The sequence below is a fragment of the Sulfitobacter sp. THAF37 genome, from assembly GCF_009363555.1.
Classification (GTDB): domain Bacteria; phylum Pseudomonadota; class Alphaproteobacteria; order Rhodobacterales; family Rhodobacteraceae; genus Sulfitobacter.
In genome coordinates this window covers 3,022,411-3,040,593 of the sequence record NZ_CP045372.1, presented here as the reverse complement: position 1 = coordinate 3,040,593, position 18,183 = coordinate 3,022,411, and the positions used below count along the sequence as shown (strand labels likewise).

At 61.5% G+C, this 18,183-nt stretch carries 16 protein-coding genes and 1 other RNA gene; 6 read left to right on the top strand and 11 right to left on the bottom strand.

What is annotated here, in order from left to right; genetic code table 11:
* The first annotated feature begins 170 nt into the window (after nucleotides 1-170).
* On the top strand, nucleotides 171-2,993 hold the full coding sequence (locus FIU94_RS14885; RefSeq protein WP_152466524.1) for a ribonuclease E/G: 2,823 nt from the start codon (nucleotides 171-173) through the stop codon (nucleotides 2,991-2,993).
* A gap of 55 nt (nucleotides 2,994-3,048) precedes the next feature.
* Here FIU94_RS14885 and FIU94_RS14880 read toward each other — a convergent pair whose 3' ends face one another.
* Complete coding sequence (locus FIU94_RS14880; protein WP_152467081.1) at nucleotides 3,049-3,276, bottom strand: sulfurtransferase TusA family protein; 228 nt, start codon at nucleotides 3,274-3,276, stop codon at nucleotides 3,049-3,051.
* A 92-nt stretch (nucleotides 3,277-3,368) separates the two neighbouring features.
* Between FIU94_RS14880 and FIU94_RS14875 the strand changes: the two genes are divergently transcribed.
* The 4 genes from FIU94_RS14875 to FIU94_RS14860 all read left to right on the top strand — a co-directional run bounded on the left by FIU94_RS14875 (nucleotide 3,369) and on the right by FIU94_RS14860 (nucleotide 8,100).
* Nucleotides 3,369-4,121, top strand: a complete 753-nt coding sequence (locus FIU94_RS14875) for a cytochrome c biogenesis CcdA family protein (RefSeq protein WP_152466523.1) — start codon at nucleotides 3,369-3,371, stop codon at nucleotides 4,119-4,121.
* Between the two features lie 393 nt (nucleotides 4,122-4,514).
* Entirely contained in the window at nucleotides 4,515-5,759 is a 1,245-nt protein-coding gene (locus FIU94_RS14870; RefSeq protein WP_152466522.1) for a hypothetical protein, read from the top strand.
* Nucleotides 5,756-7,108 (top strand): cytochrome P450, encoded by a 1,353-nt coding sequence (locus FIU94_RS14865; RefSeq protein ID WP_152466521.1) that lies wholly within the window; start codon nucleotides 5,756-5,758, stop codon nucleotides 7,106-7,108. The genes FIU94_RS14870 and FIU94_RS14865 overlap by 4 nt, the downstream gene beginning before the upstream one ends.
* Nucleotides 7,109-7,206: 98 nt before the next feature.
* The gene (locus FIU94_RS14860) at nucleotides 7,207-8,100 is read left to right on the top strand and encodes a fructose bisphosphate aldolase (RefSeq protein ID WP_152466520.1); all 894 of its coding nucleotides are present in this window, start codon (nucleotides 7,207-7,209) and stop codon (nucleotides 8,098-8,100) included.
* A 126-nt stretch (nucleotides 8,101-8,226) separates the two neighbouring features.
* Here the strand turns inward: FIU94_RS14860 and FIU94_RS14855 are convergent, their stop codons facing one another.
* The 7 genes from FIU94_RS14855 to FIU94_RS14825 form a co-directional block, all read right to left on the bottom strand.
* A complete protein-coding gene (locus FIU94_RS14855; protein WP_152466519.1) occupies nucleotides 8,227-8,457 on the bottom strand; it encodes an N-(5'-phosphoribosyl)anthranilate isomerase in 231 nt (76 codons plus the stop codon).
* Nucleotides 8,458-8,474: 17 nt separating this feature from the next.
* Complete coding sequence (locus FIU94_RS14850; protein ID WP_152466518.1) at nucleotides 8,475-8,699, bottom strand: ribbon-helix-helix domain-containing protein; 225 nt, start codon at nucleotides 8,697-8,699, stop codon at nucleotides 8,475-8,477.
* Nucleotides 8,696-8,872 carry a DUF4169 family protein gene (locus FIU94_RS14845; protein WP_152466517.1) on the bottom strand — a complete coding sequence of 59 codons (177 nt, stop codon included), beginning with the start codon at nucleotides 8,870-8,872 and terminating at the stop codon, nucleotides 8,696-8,698. Before FIU94_RS14845 ends, FIU94_RS14850 begins: the two co-directional genes overlap by 4 nt.
* Nucleotides 8,869-10,260: a class II fumarate hydratase gene (gene fumC, locus FIU94_RS14840; RefSeq protein ID WP_152466516.1), complete on the bottom strand. Its 1,392-nt coding sequence runs from the start codon at nucleotides 10,258-10,260 to the stop codon at nucleotides 8,869-8,871. The genes FIU94_RS14845 and fumC overlap by 4 nt, the downstream gene beginning before the upstream one ends.
* 100 nt (nucleotides 10,261-10,360) lie before the next feature.
* Nucleotides 10,361-10,831, bottom strand: coding sequence for an SspB family protein (locus FIU94_RS14835; protein WP_152466515.1), 471 nt, complete (start codon nucleotides 10,829-10,831; stop codon nucleotides 10,361-10,363).
* A gap of 294 nt (nucleotides 10,832-11,125) precedes the next feature.
* Nucleotides 11,126-11,524, bottom strand: a complete 399-nt coding sequence (locus FIU94_RS21200) for a type II toxin-antitoxin system PemK/MazF family toxin (protein ID WP_152465822.1) — start codon at nucleotides 11,522-11,524, stop codon at nucleotides 11,126-11,128.
* The gene (locus FIU94_RS14825) at nucleotides 11,525-12,412 is read right to left on the bottom strand and encodes an IS1 family transposase (protein ID WP_152465821.1); all 888 of its coding nucleotides are present in this window, start codon (nucleotides 12,410-12,412) and stop codon (nucleotides 11,525-11,527) included. It lies immediately after the preceding gene.
* 51 nt (nucleotides 12,413-12,463) lie between these two features.
* Between FIU94_RS14825 and FIU94_RS14820 the strand changes: the two genes are divergently transcribed.
* Nucleotides 12,464-13,768: an AAA family ATPase gene (locus FIU94_RS14820; protein WP_152465820.1), complete on the top strand. Its 1,305-nt coding sequence runs from the start codon at nucleotides 12,464-12,466 to the stop codon at nucleotides 13,766-13,768.
* A gap of 286 nt (nucleotides 13,769-14,054) precedes the next feature.
* Here the strand turns inward: FIU94_RS14820 and chrA are convergent, their stop codons facing one another.
* The 3 genes from chrA to ssrA form a co-directional block, all read right to left on the bottom strand.
* A complete protein-coding gene (gene chrA / locus FIU94_RS14810) occupies nucleotides 14,055-15,308 on the bottom strand; it encodes a chromate efflux transporter (protein WP_152466514.1) in 1,254 nt (417 codons plus the stop codon).
* A gap of 201 nt (nucleotides 15,309-15,509) precedes the next feature.
* Nucleotides 15,510-17,543: an ATP-binding protein gene (locus FIU94_RS14805; RefSeq protein ID WP_172975917.1), complete on the bottom strand. Its 2,034-nt coding sequence runs from the start codon at nucleotides 17,541-17,543 to the stop codon at nucleotides 15,510-15,512.
* Between the two features lie 283 nt (nucleotides 17,544-17,826).
* Nucleotides 17,827-18,175: a transfer-messenger RNA gene (gene ssrA, locus FIU94_RS14800) on the bottom strand.
* Between the last annotated feature and the right edge of the window lie 8 nt (nucleotides 18,176-18,183).

Below are 18,183 nucleotides of genomic sequence, written 5' to 3'. Positions count from 1 at the left end.
GCATATCGGAGAAGAACCGCGATGACGCGCGCGAGAGCCATGAGCAGACGACCAGAGGCCGGTTTCGGCCCCGTCTTTGCCGCGTCCCCCATCGCCCTGACAAGTCACACCAGGCAACCGCTGGCGCCCCCCGGGCGGACAGCGGCGCGCGTGGTGTGCAAAGTGGATTTATGCCTAAGAAAATGCTTATCGATGCCACCCACGCGGAGGAAACGCGTGTCGTGGTCGTGGACGGAAACAAGGTCGAGGAATTCGATTTCGAATCCGAAAACAAGCGCCAGCTCGCTGGCAACATCTATCTCGCCAAGGTAACGCGGGTCGAGCCGTCGCTTCAGGCGGCCTTCATCGACTACGGCGGCAACCGCCACGGGTTCCTCGCCTTTTCCGAGATTCACCCCGATTACTACCAGATCCCTGTCGCCGACCGGCAGGCGCTGCTGGAAGAGGAACGCGCCTTTGCCGAGGCGCAGGCCGCCCGCGAAGAGGAAGAGGACAAGCCCAAGCGGTCCTCCCGCTCCCGTTCGCGCAGCCGGTCAAAGTCCAAGGCGGAGGATGTCAGCTCGGACGATGCCACCACATCCAGCGATATCAACGGCATGGAAACGGTCGATCTGTCCGATGGCGACGAGGTCGAGGTCAGCGACGACGAGGCGTCGTCCCCCATGGAGCGGGTCGGTGAAACCCCGGTGGAGACCCCGGCGGTCGACGAAGACGATCACGATGCGGATGACGACACCGCAGCCGAAAGCGCCGCAGACCGCGACGACAGCATCGAATCCGTTGCCGACGAGGACGACAGCGAGGAAATCCGCCCGGCGCGCAAGCCGCGGCCCAAACGCTACAAGATCCAGGAAGTCATCAAGGTGCGCCAGATCCTGCTGGTGCAGGTGGTCAAGGAAGAGCGCGGCAACAAGGGTGCGGCCCTGACGACCTACCTCAGCCTGGCGGGCCGCTACTGCGTGCTGATGCCCAACACCGCCCGTGGCGGCGGTATTTCGCGCAAGATCACCAACGCAGCGGACCGCAAGAAGCTGAAAGAGATCGCCGGAGAGATCAGGGTGCCCCAGGGGGCCGGTCTGATCGTGCGCACCGCCGGGGCCAAGCGGACCAAGGCCGAAATCAAGCGCGACTACGAATATCTGCAGCGTCTGTGGGAGCAGATCCGCGAACTGACCCTCAAGAGCATGGCACCGGCCAAGATCTATGAGGAAGGCGACCTGATCAAACGCTCGATCCGCGACCTCTACAACCGTGACATCGACGAAATCCATGTTGAGGGCGAGCGCGGCTACCGGATCGCCAAGGACTTCATGAAGATGATCATGCCGTCCCACGCCAAGAACGTGAAACGCTATGAGGAGCGTCTGCCGCTCTTCGCGCGCTATCAGGTAGAGACCTATCTGGGCGGTATGTTCAACCCGACCGTGCAACTGCCGTCGGGCGGCTATATCGTGATCGGCGTGACCGAGGCGCTTGTCGCCGTCGACGTCAACTCCGGCCGGGCGACAAAGGAAGGCTCGATCGAGCAGACCGCGCTCAAGACCAATCTGGAGGCCGCCGACGAGGTGGCGCGCCAGCTGCGTCTGCGCGACCTTGCCGGGCTGATCGTGATCGACTTTATCGACATGGACGAGCGCAAGAACAACAGCGCCGTCGAAAAGCGGATGAAGGACAAGCTGAAGACCGATCGCGCCCGTATTCAGGTGGGCCGGATCAGCGGCTTTGGCCTGATGGAGATGTCGCGCCAGCGTCTGCGCCCCGGCATGATCGAGGCGACGACCCAACCCTGCCATGCGTGCCACGGCACCGGGCTGATCCGGTCGGACGACAATCTGGCGCTGTCGATCATCCGCCAGATCGAGGAAGAGGGTACCCGCCGACGGTCTCGCGAGGTGCTGATCAAGGCGCCGGTGGGCATTGCGAACTTCCTGATGAACCAGAAGCGGGAACACATCGCGCAATGCGAGGCCCGCTATGGCCTGTCCGTGCGGATCGAGGGCGACCCCCATCTGGTCAGCCCCGATTTCAGCATGGAGAAGTTCAAGACGGCGAGCCGCGTGGTGGCCCCGTCGAGCCATGTGGTGTCGGCGGACACGTCGCTGATGGACCAGATCGACGAAGATGACGCGGCCGAACAGGCCGAGGAAGAGGCTGATGCCGCCGAAGGTAAGGACGGGCAGGCCAACGGCTCGTCCTCCTCCGGTTCTTCCGCGGGGGAAGGCAAGCCCAAGCGCCGCCGCCGCCGCCGTCGCAGCCGGTCGAAGAGCAAGTCGAACGGTGAGCACCAGGGCAGTGACGAACAGTCCGACGACAACCGCTCTGACGATGAAGGCCAGCAGTCCGACGGCGATGCCGGCAAGCCTGCTCAGCCGTCAGTTGAGACGGGAGAGGACAAGGCAGCCGAGGTTGAGGACACCGCCGCCGCTGCACCTGAGGCCAAGAAAAAGCCGACATCCCGCAGCCGCTCGCGCAGTTCGTCGTCCAAGGCCAAAGCAGAAGCGGCCAGCGACACCGACGCCACAACCGCCACCCCTGCAGAAGAGGCGGAGCCAGCGGCGGAGGAGAAGCCAAAGCCGAAATCCACCCGCTCGCGCAGCAGCACGTCGAAGTCGAAGGCCGCCGCATCGAAGAAGGATGACGCGGCCAAGGACGACCCCGCGGCTGAGACTGCCGCCAAGCCCAAATCGACCCGCAGCCGCGCGAAGCCGAAGGTGGCCGCAGCCGCCGTCGAGCCGGAGGCATCCGCGGTCGAGGTGGCCCCCGAGCAACCGGCAGCCCCGGCTGAAACCCAGCCGGACACGCCGGAGCCTGCGGTGGATGAAAAGGCCGAAATGGCAGCCCAGGCCACCGCGTCTCCGACCGAGACACCGTTGCCGGGCGTCCCCGTGGACCCGGAGGCCAAAGCCGCCGAGGCCGAGGCCGCGAAGGCGGACGCCAAAGAGGCCGAGGAAAAGAAGCCGAAGAAACGCGGCTGGTGGTCACTGGGCGGCTGACGGCCGACAAGAATTTCTCAAGTTCCGAAAGGCGGGCCCCCGGGCCCGTCTTTTGCTATGCGCCCTTGCGCACCAGATAGACCTGTGCCGCCCCCTCGTCGCGGGTTTCGACCAATGTGTGACCGGCCTCAGTACAGAAATGGGGCACATCGACGATCGCGGCAGGGTCGTCCGCGCGCATTTCGATACAGTCTCCGGGCGCAAGCGGCACCAGACGCTTGCGCAGCTTGAGAACGGGCAGGGGGCAGAGCAGCCCGGTGGCGTCGAGGTCATGAGTGGTCATGCCGCCGGGATAGGGCAGTTGTTTCAGCCCGTCCACAGGCTTGTGACCGGCGGGGGCGTGACGCGGAGGCGCAACAGGTCTATGGGTTGCGCATGTTTGGTATCGAACTCATCGACGCGGGGCTGCTGCCTGCGATGCTGGTGGCGCTTCTGGCCGGGGTGATCAGCTTTCTCAGCCCTTGTGTGCTGCCCATCGTGCCGCCTTATCTGGCGTATATGAGCGGGGTGAGCCTGGGCGACATGTCGAGTGTCGGCGCCGCGCGGCGGCGGGCCGTCCTGGCGGCGCTGTTCTTTGTGCTGGGGCTGAGTACGGTTTTTCTGATCCTTGGCTTTACCGCGTCGGCCTTCGGCGCGTTCTTTTTGCAGAATCAGGTTCTATTCGCGCGTGTTTCCGGTGTGGTGATCATCGTCTTCGGTCTGCATTTTCTCGGGCTGTTTCGTATTCCCTTTCTCGACCGTGAGGCGCGGGTCGAAGCGGGGGACAAGGGCGGGTCGAGCTTTGGCGCCTATGTGCTGGGGCTGGCGTTCGCCTTTGGCTGGACCCCGTGCATCGGCCCGCAGCTGGGCGCGATCCTGTCGCTGGCCGCGTCCGAGGCTTCGGTGACGCGGGGCACGCTGTTGCTTGGCATCTACGCGGCGGGTCTTGGGATCCCCTTTCTGCTGGCGGCGATGTTCATCACCCGTGCGATGGGGCTGATGAACCGGATCAAGCGGCACATGTCGCTGATCGAGCGGATCATGGGCATCCTGCTGGTTCTGGTGGGGCTGGCCATGGTGACGGGTGCGTTCTCCAGCTTTGCCTTCTGGCTGCTGGAGACGTTTCCGGCCCTTGGATCGCTGGGGTAGCGATGGCGGCGGCGACCGGCATGCGAGGCCGGGCGGAGCCCGCGGCCTGAGGCGCGTCTGTCGGCCCGATCGTCCGCCTCATCCGGTAATTCCCAAGTTCCCGTCAGCCCGATGCACGGTCAGCCCGATGCATGGTCAGGCCGACGCACGGTTAGCCCGATGCACGGTCGGCCCGATGCACGGTCAGCCCGATGCACCTCAAATGAAGACATGTCAAAAATGACATGTCTACTTTGCCATGTCTTGGCCGCAGGGCTGCCCGGCAGGTCATCCCGTGGGACAGCGATATCCGGCCGGGTGCCACCGGCCTTACCGTTTGCGCGAATGCGCCTTACTCTCGCCCGGATTTCTGGCTAGTGTTTTTCAAGGCAGACGGGCATCAAGCGGCAGGTCATGGCGGAAATTTCGGACAATCGTGTGGCGCGACGGCGGGTGTTCTACATCCCCGGTTACGACCCGATTCACCCCCGCCGCTACCGCGAGCTTTATCGCAAGGAAGCGGCCGCCCAGGCCGGGATTTCCGGCTATGACATCGCGCTGAAGCCGCGCAAGGGGGAAAACTACGGCTGGCAGGTGGATGCCCGCGTGGACGGCAAAGTCGTGCGTGCGGATGTCGAAGTGCTGGTCTGGTCCGACATCGTGCGCGACAGCATGAGCAATTCGATCCCTGCTACCTACCTCCAGCTGCTGCGCACGGCCTGGATCTACATCGCGTCGGGCGCATTGTGGCGGTTGATGAAGCTGCGCAAGGGGCCGGTGATCGCCGCGCTTTACCCCGTGGGCATGTTGCTGGCGCAACTGGTGCTCTCGATTCTGCTGGGCGCGGGCGTGGGGCATCTGGTGCTCTGGCTCGGAAGCCAGCTTGCAGTCCAGCTGCCCGTCGTTCTGGCAGGCGGCGCGGCGGCGCTGGCCGGTGTCGCAACAGCCATCGCCGTGCTGCGCTGGTTCCGCAAGAAGGACGGCAAGTTTTTCGCCTACTACCTGATGCATGACTACGCCTATTCCGCGGCCACGCGTGGTGCCAATCCGCCCGCGCTGGAGGCGCGGATGGCCGAATTCGGCGCGGTCATCGCCGCGGCGCTGGAGGAGGACGTCGACGAGGTGCTGGTGGTCGGGCATTCGTCCGGCGCGCATCTTGGGGTGTCGGTACTGGCTGATCTGATCCGCGCGGGGCGGGCGCCCGGCGAGGGGGCCGTGCTGTCCTTTCTCAGCCTCGGGCAGGTGGTGCCGATGGTGTCCTTTCTGCCGCAGGCGCACCGCCTGCGTGCGGACCTTGCCTATCTCTCGTGCCGCGATGAACTGACCTGGATCGATGTGACCGCGCCGGGCGACGGATGTGCCTTTGCGCTATGCGATCCGGTGGCGGTGTCCGGGGTGGCCCCGGCGGGCAAGAAATGGCCGCTGGTCTTTTCCGCCGCCTTCACCCAGTCGCTCAGTCCCGCCCGCTGGAAAGAACTGCGCTGGCGGTTCTTCCGCCTGCATTTTCAGTACCTCTGCGCCTTCGACCGTCCGAAGGACTACGATTACTTCCAGATCACCGCCGGGCCGTTGACGCTTGGCGCGCGGTACGCCGGCCGACCACCGTCGAAATCGCGCATCGACAGGGCGGTCAGCAAATACACTTCGCAGGCCGCATGAGCCTGCCACCGAAACCTCTCAGCCGCCCGGACAAGGTCTCTCTCTGGCGCTATGCGCGGCTGTTCCGCGCAGACATCCTGTCGGCCCAACCGGCGCGGCTTTACCGCGCGTGGATGGCGGAATTTCGCACGCCGTTCTTTCGCAGCTACCTGATGAATCAGCCGGAGCTGGTGAAAACCGTGCTGAAGGACCGGCCCGACGACTTCCCCAAGTCCGACCGGATAAGCGAAGGGCTGCGCCCGCTTCTGGGCAATTCGGTCTTTCTGACCAATGGCGAGACCTGGAAACGTCAGCGCCGGATCATCGACCCCGCCTTCGAAGGGGGACGCCTGCGCGAGACCTTTCCAGCCATGTGGGACGCGGCGGAGGCGGCGGCGGCCCGGCTGGACCGCCATGCCGACAGCGTGGTGGAGATCGAAGCGGAAACCAGCCATGCGGCGGCGGACGTTATCTTTCGAACGCTGTTTTCGATCCCCATCGAACATCGCCTTGCGCGCGAGGTCTTTGAAGAGTTCAAGGCCTACCAGCGCAGCCAGCCGCTTCTGAACCTTGCGGCCTTCGTACCGCTGCCGCGCTGGATGCCGCGGTTCTTCCGGCGCGGCACGCGGGCGAGCGCCGCGCGTATCCGGCGGCTGATCACCGAGCTTACAGAACAGCGGATGGCCGAGATCGAGGCGGGTACTGCGCCGGACGACCTGGCCACCAAGATCATGACCACCGCCGACCCCGTGACCGCTGCGCGTTTCGATACCGACGAAATGGTGGACCAGGTGGCGATCTTCTTTCTGGCGGGGCATGAGACCAGCGCCTCGGCCCTGGCCTGGACGTTGTACCTGATGGCGACGCACCCGGACTGGCAGGACCGCCTGGCCGAGGAGGCACAGGTCTTGCAGGCCTGCGACTTCGCCGTGGTCTCGAAACTGCGCCTCAGTCGCGATGTGTTCCGCGAGGCGCTGCGACTGTACCCGCCGGTGCCGATGATGGTCCGCGAAAGCACCTGTCCCGAGCGTTTTCGCGACCGCGACGTCGCCCCCGGCGCGCAACTGGTGCTCAGCCCCTGGCACCTGCACCGGCATGAACGGCTGTGGGACAATCCGGACGGGTTCGACCCGGGGCGCTGGGGCACCGAGAACGGGCAGAAATGCCAGCGCGAGGCCTATATCCCCTTCTCCGCCGGGGCGCGGGTCTGTACCGGGGCAGGGTTCGCCATGATCGAGGGCCCGCTGATCCTGTCGCGAATCCTGCGCGACTACCGGGTGGAGGCGGTCCCGGGCCGTGTGCCGGTGCCCGTCGCGCACCTGACCGTGCGGTCGCAAAGCGGCATTTGGTTGCGATTGACGCGGCGCTGAGCACCGTTTGCGCTATCATCTCCGGGCCTCTCTACCATCGACCGCCGTCTTGGCCTATGTACGTGCAGGATTGGAATCACAGTACAGGCAGGGTCCCCATGGCACTCAATTCGGCGCAGAAGATGCAGATGCAAAGCGGTAAGGGGTTCATCGCCGCACTGGATCAATCGGGCGGATCGACCCCCAAGGCCCTTGCCCTCTACGGGGTGGAACCCACGGACTACACCGGCGACGAAGAGATGTTCGCGGCGATGCATGCCATGCGGTCGCGGATCATTCTGGCGGATGATTTTTCCAGCGACAAGGTCATCGGCGCGATCCTGTTCGAACGTACCATGGACGCCGAGATAGACGGCAAGCCGGTGGCGCAGCTGCTGTGGGAAGACCGCAAGGTGGTGCCGTTCCTCAAGATCGACAAGGGGCTTGAGGAGGCCGACCGCGATGTGCAGCTGATGAAACCGATGCCGGACCTGGAGGGGCTTCTGGCCCGCGCGGCGGACAAGGGCATCTTCGGCACCAAGGAACGTTCGGTCATTCACGAGGCGAACGAGGCCGGGATCGAGGCGGTGGTGGCCCAGCAGTTCGAGGTCGCAAGAACCGTCTGCGCCGCCGGGCTGGTGCCGATCATCGAGCCGGAGGTGAACATCAACTCCGAGACCAAGGCGATGGCCGAAGAGATGCTGGCACGTGCGCTGATGACGCATGTCTCCGAACTCGACGCGGATCAGCTGGTGATGCTGAAGCTGACGATCCCGGAAGAGGCAGGGATATACGACGCGCTGGCGGGGCATGACAATGTGCTGCGGGTTGTCGCGTTGTCGGGCGGGTATTCCACCGACGAGGCCTGCCGCCGTCTCAGCCAGAACTCCAAGATGATCGCCAGCTTTTCGCGGGCCTTGACCGAAGGGCTGAACGTGAAGATGTCGGATGCCGATTTCAACGCCGCCCTGGGCGAGAACATCGACAAGATCTACCGCGCGTCAGTGACCTGAAGGGGCGGAATTCTACGAGAATTCCGGCCTGTTTTCCTGCGAGAAAAACAGTCGTGGGGTGCGGACCAATGGGCCATTGTCCTGGAATTCTCGGGGAATTCCAGGGCGTTTTCCGCGCGGAAAACGCTACACGATGCGCCTGATGCGTTCCTGGTTGCAGAACACGATGATGTGGCCCGCGTTTTCGATCGCCTGGTATCCCCTGCGCCGCACTTCGGTCTCGAACGCCTCGCGCCCGACGTAGCGTTCGATATCCCGCGTCTTGCGCCGGATGATGCCGCCGGTGAGCACCTGCTTGGCACTGAACACGTCACGCAGCCAGGTTTCGGCGGAAAGGGGGCCTGAGAGCATCTGCATCCCCCGATCATTGCGGATCAGGGTAAACGATCCTTTAACGCGCGCAGCACGTAGAGCCGGATCGCGGAGGCAAGCCCCGTCTCCATCCCGCGCGCCGCGTCGATCTCGGCCACAAGCGCGTTGATCGGCAGGTCGCGGACCGCCGCCAGCGCGCGCAGCTCGGCCCAGAATTCATCCTCCAGCGATACGCTGGTCCGGTGCCCTTTCAGCGTGACCGAATGCTTGACCGGCCGCCCGCTCATGTCTCGCGCTTGTGGCCGTCTAGGTCGCGGTCCTGTTGCGCCGCCCGCGCTTTCTGCGCGTCCTTCTGTGCCTTGGTCTGTCCGAACTTCACCGCGTTCTCGTCCGCGCGGGCCTTGCGGGCCGCGCGGTCGCGTTCCTTGCGGATCTTGTTCAGGTTGACCGGTGTGCTCACTTCGGGCCAATCATCTCTTCGGGGCGCACCACGCGGTCGAATTCTTCGGCATCGACAAACCCCAGCGCGATCGCCTCTTCCTTGAGGGTCGTGCCGTTCTTGTGCGCCGTCTTGGCGACCTTGGTGGCGTTGTCATAACCGATGGTAGGCGCCAGCGCCGTGACCAGCATCAGGCTTTCCTTCATCAGCTTGTCGATCCGTTCCACGTTGGCTTCGGTGCCCACAACCATATTGTCGGTAAAGCTGCCCGCCGCATCGCCCAGCAGCTGCATGGACTGGAGCACGTTGTAACTCATCATCGGGTTGTAGACGTTGAGTTCGAAATGGCCTTGCGAGCCTGCAAAACCCACGGCGGCGTCGTTGCCCATCACATGGGCGCAGACCATGGTCAGCGCCTCGGCCTGGGTCGGGTTGACCTTGCCCGGCATGATCGACGACCCCGGCTCGTTCTCCGGCAGGATCAGCTCGCCCAGGCCAGAGCGGGGGCCGGAGCCCAGCAAGCGCATGTCGTTGGCGATCTTGAACATCGACGCTGCCACAGTCTTCAGCGCGCCCGAGAACATGACCATCGCGTCATGGGCGGCCAGCGCCTCGAACTTGTTGGGCGCGGTGACGAAGGGCAGGCCGGTGATTTCGGCGATTTCCGCCGCGACCTTTTCGGCAAAGCCCTTGCGGGTGTTCAGCCCCGTGCCGACCGCCGTGCCGCCCTGCGCCAGTTCGTAGATGTCCGGCAGGCAGGCTTCGATGCGCGCGATCCCCTTGGCCATCTGGTGTGCGTAGCCGCCGAATTCCTGGCCCAGCGTCAGCGGTGTGGCATCCTGCGTATGGGTGCGGCCGATCTTGATGATGTCCTTGAATTCCTCGGACTTCGCCGCCAGAGCCTTGTGCAGCTTGCGCAGGCCGGGCAGCAGCGTGTCGCGGGCGACCATGCCGATCGCCACGTGCATCGCGGTCGGGAAGGTGTCGTTCGACGACTGGCCCATGTTGCAATGGTCATTGGGGTGGACCGGGCTTTTCGAGGCCATCTGCCCGCCCATGATCTCGATCGCGCGGTTCGAGATCACCTCGTTCGCGTTCATGTTCGACTGGGTGCCCGACCCGGTCTGCCACACCACCAGCGGGAAGTTGTCGTCGAACTTGCCGTCGATGACCTCTTGTGCCGCCTGTTTGATCGCCGGCGCCAGTTCCGCGTCCAGATCGCCGAAGCCTTCATTCACGGTCGCCGCGGCCTTCTTGATCACGCCCAGTGCGCGGATGATCGCGACGGGCTGGCGTTCCCAGCCGATGGGAAAGTTCATGATGGACCGCTGGGTCTGCGCGCCCCAGTACTTGTCTGCGGGTACTTCGAGGGGGCCGAAGCTGTCGGTTTCAGTGCGGGTGTCGGCCATGTTGGGCTCCTGATGTCCTGGATCGGTTGGCCAAGGGTTTAGCGGCCCGCGTCATCCGGCGCAATCGGGGGGTGGCGCTAACAGGCCGTGCCGGACCGTTCTACTTGCGGAACGAATCGAGCGAAACGATCTCGGCGTCCTTATGGGCCTCTTCAGGCACTTCCAGCTCGTCTTCGGTCTGCTGGGGCAGGTCGTCCGCCGCCGTCTCCTCATCGGTGTCCTGCTGTTCGAACCGCAGGCCGAATTCCACCGACGGGTCCACAAAGGTACGGATGGCGTCATACGGAATATAAAGCGGTTCGGGCGCATCGCCGAAGTTCAGCGTGATGGCAAAGCCGTCTTCGCTGACCTCCAGCTTGTCGTACCAGTGCTGCATCACCACCGTCATCTCGCCGGGATAACGGTCGGACAGCCAGTCGGCCAGTTCCGCATCCGGGTGCGAGGTGTCGAAGGTGATGAAGAAATGGTGATTCCCCGGCAGGCCCCGATCCGCGACATCCAGCAGCACCTTGCGGATTAATCCCCGCATGGCCTCGTGCATCAGGTTGCCATAGTCGATTTTGCGGCTCATCACGGTCTCCGGTTGGGCCCTTCGGGCTGTGTCAGCATAGCCCATTCACCGCCAAGGAAAAGGGGGTGCGGAGTCAAGGTAGTGGGTCAGTTTGAAATATCTTATTTTGATGGGCCAGATGCAAGAAGACCCCGCCGAAGCGGGGCCTTCAAGGACTTTGACAATATCTAGGCTAATCGAGGCTTGTCATCGCCCAGTGATCAGCCTGCCTAGTGATCTAGGTCTTAAAGCCCGATAAACGGGATACATCTCATTAACTAGTGACCACCTGCCACCAAATCAAGTCAGAAGTGGCTACTGCCCGAAATTGTGAACACCCAACCCGTGTAGCACAGCACTCCTAACGGCGTGTAAATCCTCCGGAGTGGCTTGTGGTGTAGCCCACTGGCGGCGTCCAATCTTGAAGCCTTCAAGGCGATATAGTCCGATATTCATGACCAAGTCGCACTTAGCCCAGCAAGGGAGGTTGTCACTCTCTTTTGGGTGATAGTTTTTGGACAGCTTTACCACATAGGGGAGATCACGTCGTGGCGCGCTCAGGCTGATAGGCACAATGGCAGCGATCTCAGATCGATAGGGCAATTTCGGGGAAATCACCATCACCGGTCTGACTTTCACCATTTCGGGTTCTACGAACCCTTTGAAGTCACACATTAGAATCTGACCAGCGCGGGGATGGAAATTAATGGGCAATCAAACCGCTTTCTTTTTGTAAGGACCGCGCGTCTTTGGCTTTGCTTCCTCTTCCTTTTCAACCAGTGCGACAATTTCGTCAACGGTCCAAGGCGATGCGACAAGGTTTGCGGCCATCGCTGGCGTGATCCGCAGCGTCTTGTGGATACGGCAATAGTTGTAGTGCATGAAGTGTAGCGCAACCGCGTATGCGTGGTTTTCTGCCTTCTTGCTGAAAGCGTTGGTTAGGCGCGTAAATCGGCGCATTCCCATCCGCATTGTCAGGTTCTGGCGCTCAATGTGGCTGGTGCCGACCTGATCCATGTCGGGCTTACCAAAGATCGCCTCTTTCTTCGCACCAGTGCATTCGGCGGGCGAATACTTGCGCTCGTGGCCCTTCTGGCCTGTGGGGTCGCCGTACTGCTTGATCAGCATGGCGTAGTCTACATCGCCGGAGAATGCATCTGTAACCGCCTTGAGGTAGCCACCGTGGCCATCCGTGGTCAGTTGGATGCGACCAGCAAGACGCCCCGCCAGATCGAACATGAACTCACGCGCTGTCGCCTGCGAACGGTCGCCCACGGTGTAGGAGATCATCAACTTGCTATCGCGATCCATCGCGGTCCACGTCCAGATATCGCCAGCGTCCGCAGGTGCCGCTTTAGCGTCCTTCACATTGCGTTCTTTAGCATAGCAGAAAGCCCATATCTCGTCAGCCTGCACATGGCTTGCCTCTACGCCGCGTACGTTTGCGTCGTGGTAGGCCGCACATGCCTTGCCAGCATCCTCAAGCAGCTTTGTGACGGTGTTCTTGGACACGTCAGCAATGCGTGCTGTGGCGCGGATAGAGTTGCCCTCCACGAGAAGGCGGAGGATCAGGGCGCGGGATTTGGTGTCAAGTTTTCTCATGCCTCCAATCTAAATTCAAACTGACCGACAGTCAAGAAAAAGATACCTTGAATGCGACTACTATCCTTAGTAAAAGCCAGACTAAGGATAGTAAGGCAGGGATTAGCTCTAGTGGTTAGTAGAACAGAAGATGATTGGCGAACATTGAAATTCTTAGCTGCGGATCTTTTTACGCCATCAAGCCCCGTGACAACCACTGAGCTTTTCGCGGGGCGGTCGGCTCAGATAGATAAGCTGGTAGAGGCCGTGGCGGAGCGTGGGCGTCATGCGATTTTGTTTGGCGAACCCGGAGTAGGGAAAACGTCAATTGCTAAGCTATTGCAATACTTTGTTCCTAGGGGATTGAAGAGCGTGCAATACGTACGGAAAGCAGTTGTTAGTACTGACACTTTTACTTCAATCTGGGAGAATGTTTTTAGAAGCATTAAGTTTCAAGCGCACAGAGACGGCATTTATCAAGAGTACAACGTTGCGGACCTTTACCCCGACAACATAACACCCTCGGATGTTGTGAGGGAACTGAACTATTTTGGGGAGTCCGTGATTCCGATCATCGTTATTGATGAGTTCCAGCAACTTAAAGATGATGAAGCAGCTCGCCTTATGTCAGAGACTGTAAAGGCTGTTTCCGACGAAGGTACACCTGCGACCATTGTGGTTGTAGGAGTTGGAGATAACGTCGATGAACTGGTGCGAGGGCATGGCTCTATCATACGATGTTCCGAAGAAGTTTTGATGCCTCGTATGAAAACAGAGGAAATTCAGTTGCTGCTAAGTCAAAGAGTTAAGCAACTTGGTATGTCGCTTGAAGGGGATGCAAAATGGAAGATCACAGGGCTTTCGAAGGGACTGCCTTCTTTCGCCCATGCATTGGGGCGGGCTTCCGTTTATTCCGCAATTGAACGACGTAGTTTGAAAATAGCTGAGGTGGACATAGACAACGGCATATTGGCGGCGATTGAGAGTTCTCAATACACACTGAAAAGTGCCTATGAAGCGGCCACGAACAGTAACCAGGCTAGAGCTACGTTTCGCCAGCTTCTGACTGCATGTGCTTTAACTAAGACAGACGCAAGTGGCTGGTTTATGCCCAAAGATGTAGAACAGCCATTCAGCGGTATTATCGGAGAAAAACGGACGGTTGAGTACTTTAACGGCAATCTGACAGATTTTGCTTCCGATAAAAGGGGTAAGATTCTTCAACAAAAAGGATCAGTCAGGAATTTCCGATTTAGATTTTCCGAACCAGCAATGCAGCCCTATGTTCTCATGAAGGGGATTCAAGCTGAAATCATACCTCAAGATGCTATGAACGCTCTTTCGTCTCCTGAGCAGGGGGAGCTTTTTGCGATTTAGCTTCGCCACCTTTACGAGCAATTGCCTTGAGTTCAGCTTTAGTCAGATTTCTTGCCCGCGCCTTTCCACCTTTTGACCCACCTTTGCGCTGGGCCGACGTATCAGGGTTATACTCAGCCTCTTCACCCGTCGCCATGTCCACGATAAACTTGGCAAGCTGGTTGGCGTCACGGGGTCTCTTGGGTTTGTCTGTCATGTTTATAAGATAGTACCGATCCCCTCGCCGTGCAAATGGTGCCTCGCGCGAGGGTTCACTTTCTAATTTCAAACTGACCCACTACCGGAGTCAAACCGCGGCGATCATCAGCGCGGCGGCGGTCAGGGTACACATCGTCAGCACGAAACCCCACCGCAGACCGAGCATCAGCACCATGCCCGCGGTCACAAGAACCGCAGCCCAGAGGTTGAAACTGCCGGGGTCGGGAACCGGCACCGCCAAAATCGCGGCAGGGCTGACCCGGTCAAACAGCACATGCAGCGCGAACCAGACCGAAAGGTTGGCAATCACACCGACAACAGCGGCGGTGATGGCCTGCAACGCCCCGGCAAGGCGCGGCTGGGCGGAAATCCGCTCCAGATAGGGACCAGCCAGAAAAATCCATAAAAAGCAGGGTGTGAATGTCACCCAGAGCGCCAGCAGACCCGCCGCCAGCGCGCCGCCGATCCCGGCCTGCGCAAAGCCTGCAAGCAGGGCCACGAATTCCGTCACCAGGATCAGCGGCCCCGGCGTGGTTTCGGCCAGACCCAGCGCGTCGATCATCTGGTCGGTGGAAATCCAGCCGTAATCCTGCACCACCGTCTGGGTCATGTAGGCCAGGACCGCGTAGGCCCCGCCAAAGGTGACGACCGCCAGTTTCGAGAAAAACAGACCCAGTTGCAGCAGGAAATCCTGACCCAGCGCCCAGAGCGCCAGCAAAGGCGCCGACCAGAGGGCGGACCATACCAGCAGGGTGCGCCATGATTGCGCCGCGCGGACGGGCAGGGGGTCTGCCCCGTCGTGTCCGCCGGCCCGCCCCCGTGCCATGCCCCATAGCCCGGCGCCGAGGATGATCAGCGGGAAGGGCAGGCCAAGAACAAATATCCCGGCGAAAGACCACACCGCCAGGATCCAGCCCTGCGCGCCGTCGAGCGCCTTGGCCGCCACCTTGCGCAGCGCCTGAAAGACCACCACGATCACCGCCGCCTTGATCCCCAGAAACGCCGCCTGCACCAGTGGAACGTCACCGTAATACGCGTATCCCAGGGCCAGAACGGCGATCACCAGCGCGCCGGGCGCGACAAAGAGGAACCCCGCCAGCAGGCCCCCGGCACCGCCGCGCAGCCGCCAGCCCGCGTAGGTGGCAAGCTGCATCGCCTCCGGCCCCGGCAGCAACATGCACAGCGACAGCGCCCGCAAAAAGGCGGCCTCGCTCAGCCAGGGGCGCTCTTCGACCAGTTCGCGGTGCATCAGCGCGATCTGCGCGGCAGGCCCGCCAAAGGACAGGAGGCCGATCCGTCCGAACACGCGGGCCAGCTCTTGCCAGGACTGTGCCGTGCTCATGACCGGATGACCGGGCAATCCGGCGTGCCGATCAGTCGCAGCGATCGTCGTCGTGTGATTTCATTCGGGGCAGCCATGGCATGTGTCCTCTCAATCGGGAAACATGCGAACTTCCGGCTGGCGCCTCACGGGGCGCTCGCGGAAAACCCCGTGCCGCAAGACAGCATCGTCCGGCGGTTCTGTCAAGCCGTCGCAGCGGGGTCAGGCCACGAGGTTACGGCGGGTGTCGTCGCTGTTGTCGACGGTGGCGTCATGGGCGGTGCGGGGCAGGCGCAGGACAAAGGTGCTGCCTTCGCCCGGAACGCTCGACGCGGTCAGAGTACCGCCGTGCGCCTCGGCGATATCGCGCGAGATGGCCAGACCCAGACCCGTGCCGCCGAACTGCCGGGTAGAGGTTGAATCGACTTGGTGAAAGGCTTCGAACACGCGATTGACCTGGTCTTCGGGGATGCCGATACCGGAATCCTTCACGCTGAATTCCACCTCGTCGTCGCCGACCTTGACCGTCAGGTCGATCCCCCCCTCCTTGGTGAACTTGCTGGCGTTGCCGACCAGGTTGATCAGCACCTGACGGATGCGGCTGGGATCTGCATGGATATCGCCCGTATCGGCCTTGACGTTGAAATGCAGGCCCTTCTCTTCGATCATCGGACGCATCTGGTCCTCTACCGGCCCGACGATGTCGTCGATGTTGCGGGTTTCGCACTGGAGTGTCTGGCTGCCGGATTCGAGCTTGGCGAAGTCCAGAATTTCGCTGATCAGCGACAGCAGATGATCGCCCGAGCGTTCGAGCCTTGCCATCATGCCGGTCACTTGCGAGGTCAGAGCGTCCAGAAGCGGTTTGATCTCCTGCGCCGCTTCTGGGTGCGCGGCGAGCGCGTCTTCGAGCGCCTTGGCAGGCGGCAGACGGTCGATATGCCGGGCCAGGCGGGCATGACCCAGGATCACGGTCAGCGGTGTGCGCAGTTCGTGGCTGAGAACGCCCATGAAGTCGGTCTTGGCCTTGTTGGCCGCCTCTGCGGCCTGTTGCGCGCGCTTGAGATCGGTAATGTCGATGCGCAGTCCGACGACGCTGCCGTCGTCCATCAGGCGGTCGGAGGTCTGGATGATGCGGCCGTTCGGCAGCACCTGCTCGGGGTCCAGCGACCCGTCCAGAGGCCGGTTGCGCCACTCTTCCAGCCATTCTTCCTCGCGCCCGATGGCGCTGCGGATGATCCCTTTGGAAAGGCTCGACTTGACGATATCCTCGTAGTGCACACCCAACCTGACGACCGAGGACGCACCGTGCATTTCGGCGTATCGCTTGTTCATCGCGACAAGCTCACCCTCGGGGTTGAACATGACAAAACCATGCGGAAGCGCCTCTATCCCGTTGGTCAGCCGAGATTCGGCGCGGCGGCGGTTGTCGGCCAGTCGCAGCACGTAGAACAGGCCGAAACCCACCAGCGAGGCAAAGAGCACACGCAGAAACCAATGCCACAGGTACATGGGGCGGTGCTTGGGCCAGCCGTCTATCGGTGTCGCCGCCAATTCCCAGACGCCTAACGGGACGTTCACCGTCATCACCACCGGGTCCCGGCTGAGGGCGGCGACCTCGCCCAGCAAAAGCTCCGTGCCCGGTCGATTGTCGGGACGCCGTTCGCGCAAAACGATATCGTATTGCGCTGTCAGATGGTCGGAACTGATGCTGTTGATAAAGGAATCGTAGTCCAGCACGACCGAAACGATCCCCCAGGGCTCCTCCGCGCTGCTGGTGCCTTGCCGGGCAAAGACGGGCTGGCGCAAAATCAGGCCGCGTCCCCCCTGGACGAGCTGAACCGGGCCGTCGATCTGGCCGCGCCGGCTGCGCAGGGCCTCGCGGACCTTGGCATATTGTTTCGGGTGGTTGCGGTAGTTCAGGCCCAGAACGGTCTCGTTGCCGGTCTTGGGGAATACCATCTCGACCACCAGGTCGGGCGCCGCCGCGATGTTGATCACATCGTTGCTTTGCAACAGGAAATCCACCGCTTTGATATTGAACTCGGTCTGGTTCATGTCGGGGTTTGCCGCCAGGGCGCTGGCCAGCTGGTTAAGCCGAAGCACCCGGTCAACCATCTGTGCCTCGAATTTCTCACGGATGGTCGACAGGTCAATCGCCGCGTTGATGCGAAGGTTCTGCAGATATGTCTGGTAGGAGAGGTCTTCTATGCGCTTGCCGAAGGTCAGGATAAGCCCGCAGACCATGGCAATCAGCAAACAGCGTGGCGCCCATACCCGCAAGGAACGGTGCTGCGACGGGCGATTTCCCAAAAGGCGGGTCACCATGACTGGTCTTACTTCCTGTACTTGCCGTGTTGTAACCGTCTCAACCCTCTAAACACTAACCATAACTATTCTATTTATTCGGGAAGTGCGGGGTGCAAGTCACCGATTTTCCCGTCAATCAGCGGGAATTTAACACAGTGTGACCCGATCACCTCATAAATGACGGCGGGAAACCGGCATTATTGCGGCAGGATCGTTCAATTATAAGGGGAGAAGTGCAGGCTTCTGTTGCCAGGTGCCTGCGAACCCCGCCTTAGGTCGCTAAACCCAAGGAGTTAAGTTTCAGTCGCTGAAACCGCTTACGCGGCCATCGCAACTGGAGCACGATTGTCATTTGCAATTGTACATTTTACGCCGATAACGGTGGCAGTCAGCCGAGACAAAGCAAACTCCTTTAGACGTTCGTCGATCCTGTTTCGACCCCATGATCCCCAAATGAAGGATGTTTGGTGGAGTCGCCGGGTACCGCCCCCGGGTCCGATCCGCTTATTACGAGCGCGTTTATGTCCATAGTTCCGAAGAACAAGACAGATATAGGGGAAGGGCCGGGACATTTCAATGATCTGCGTCA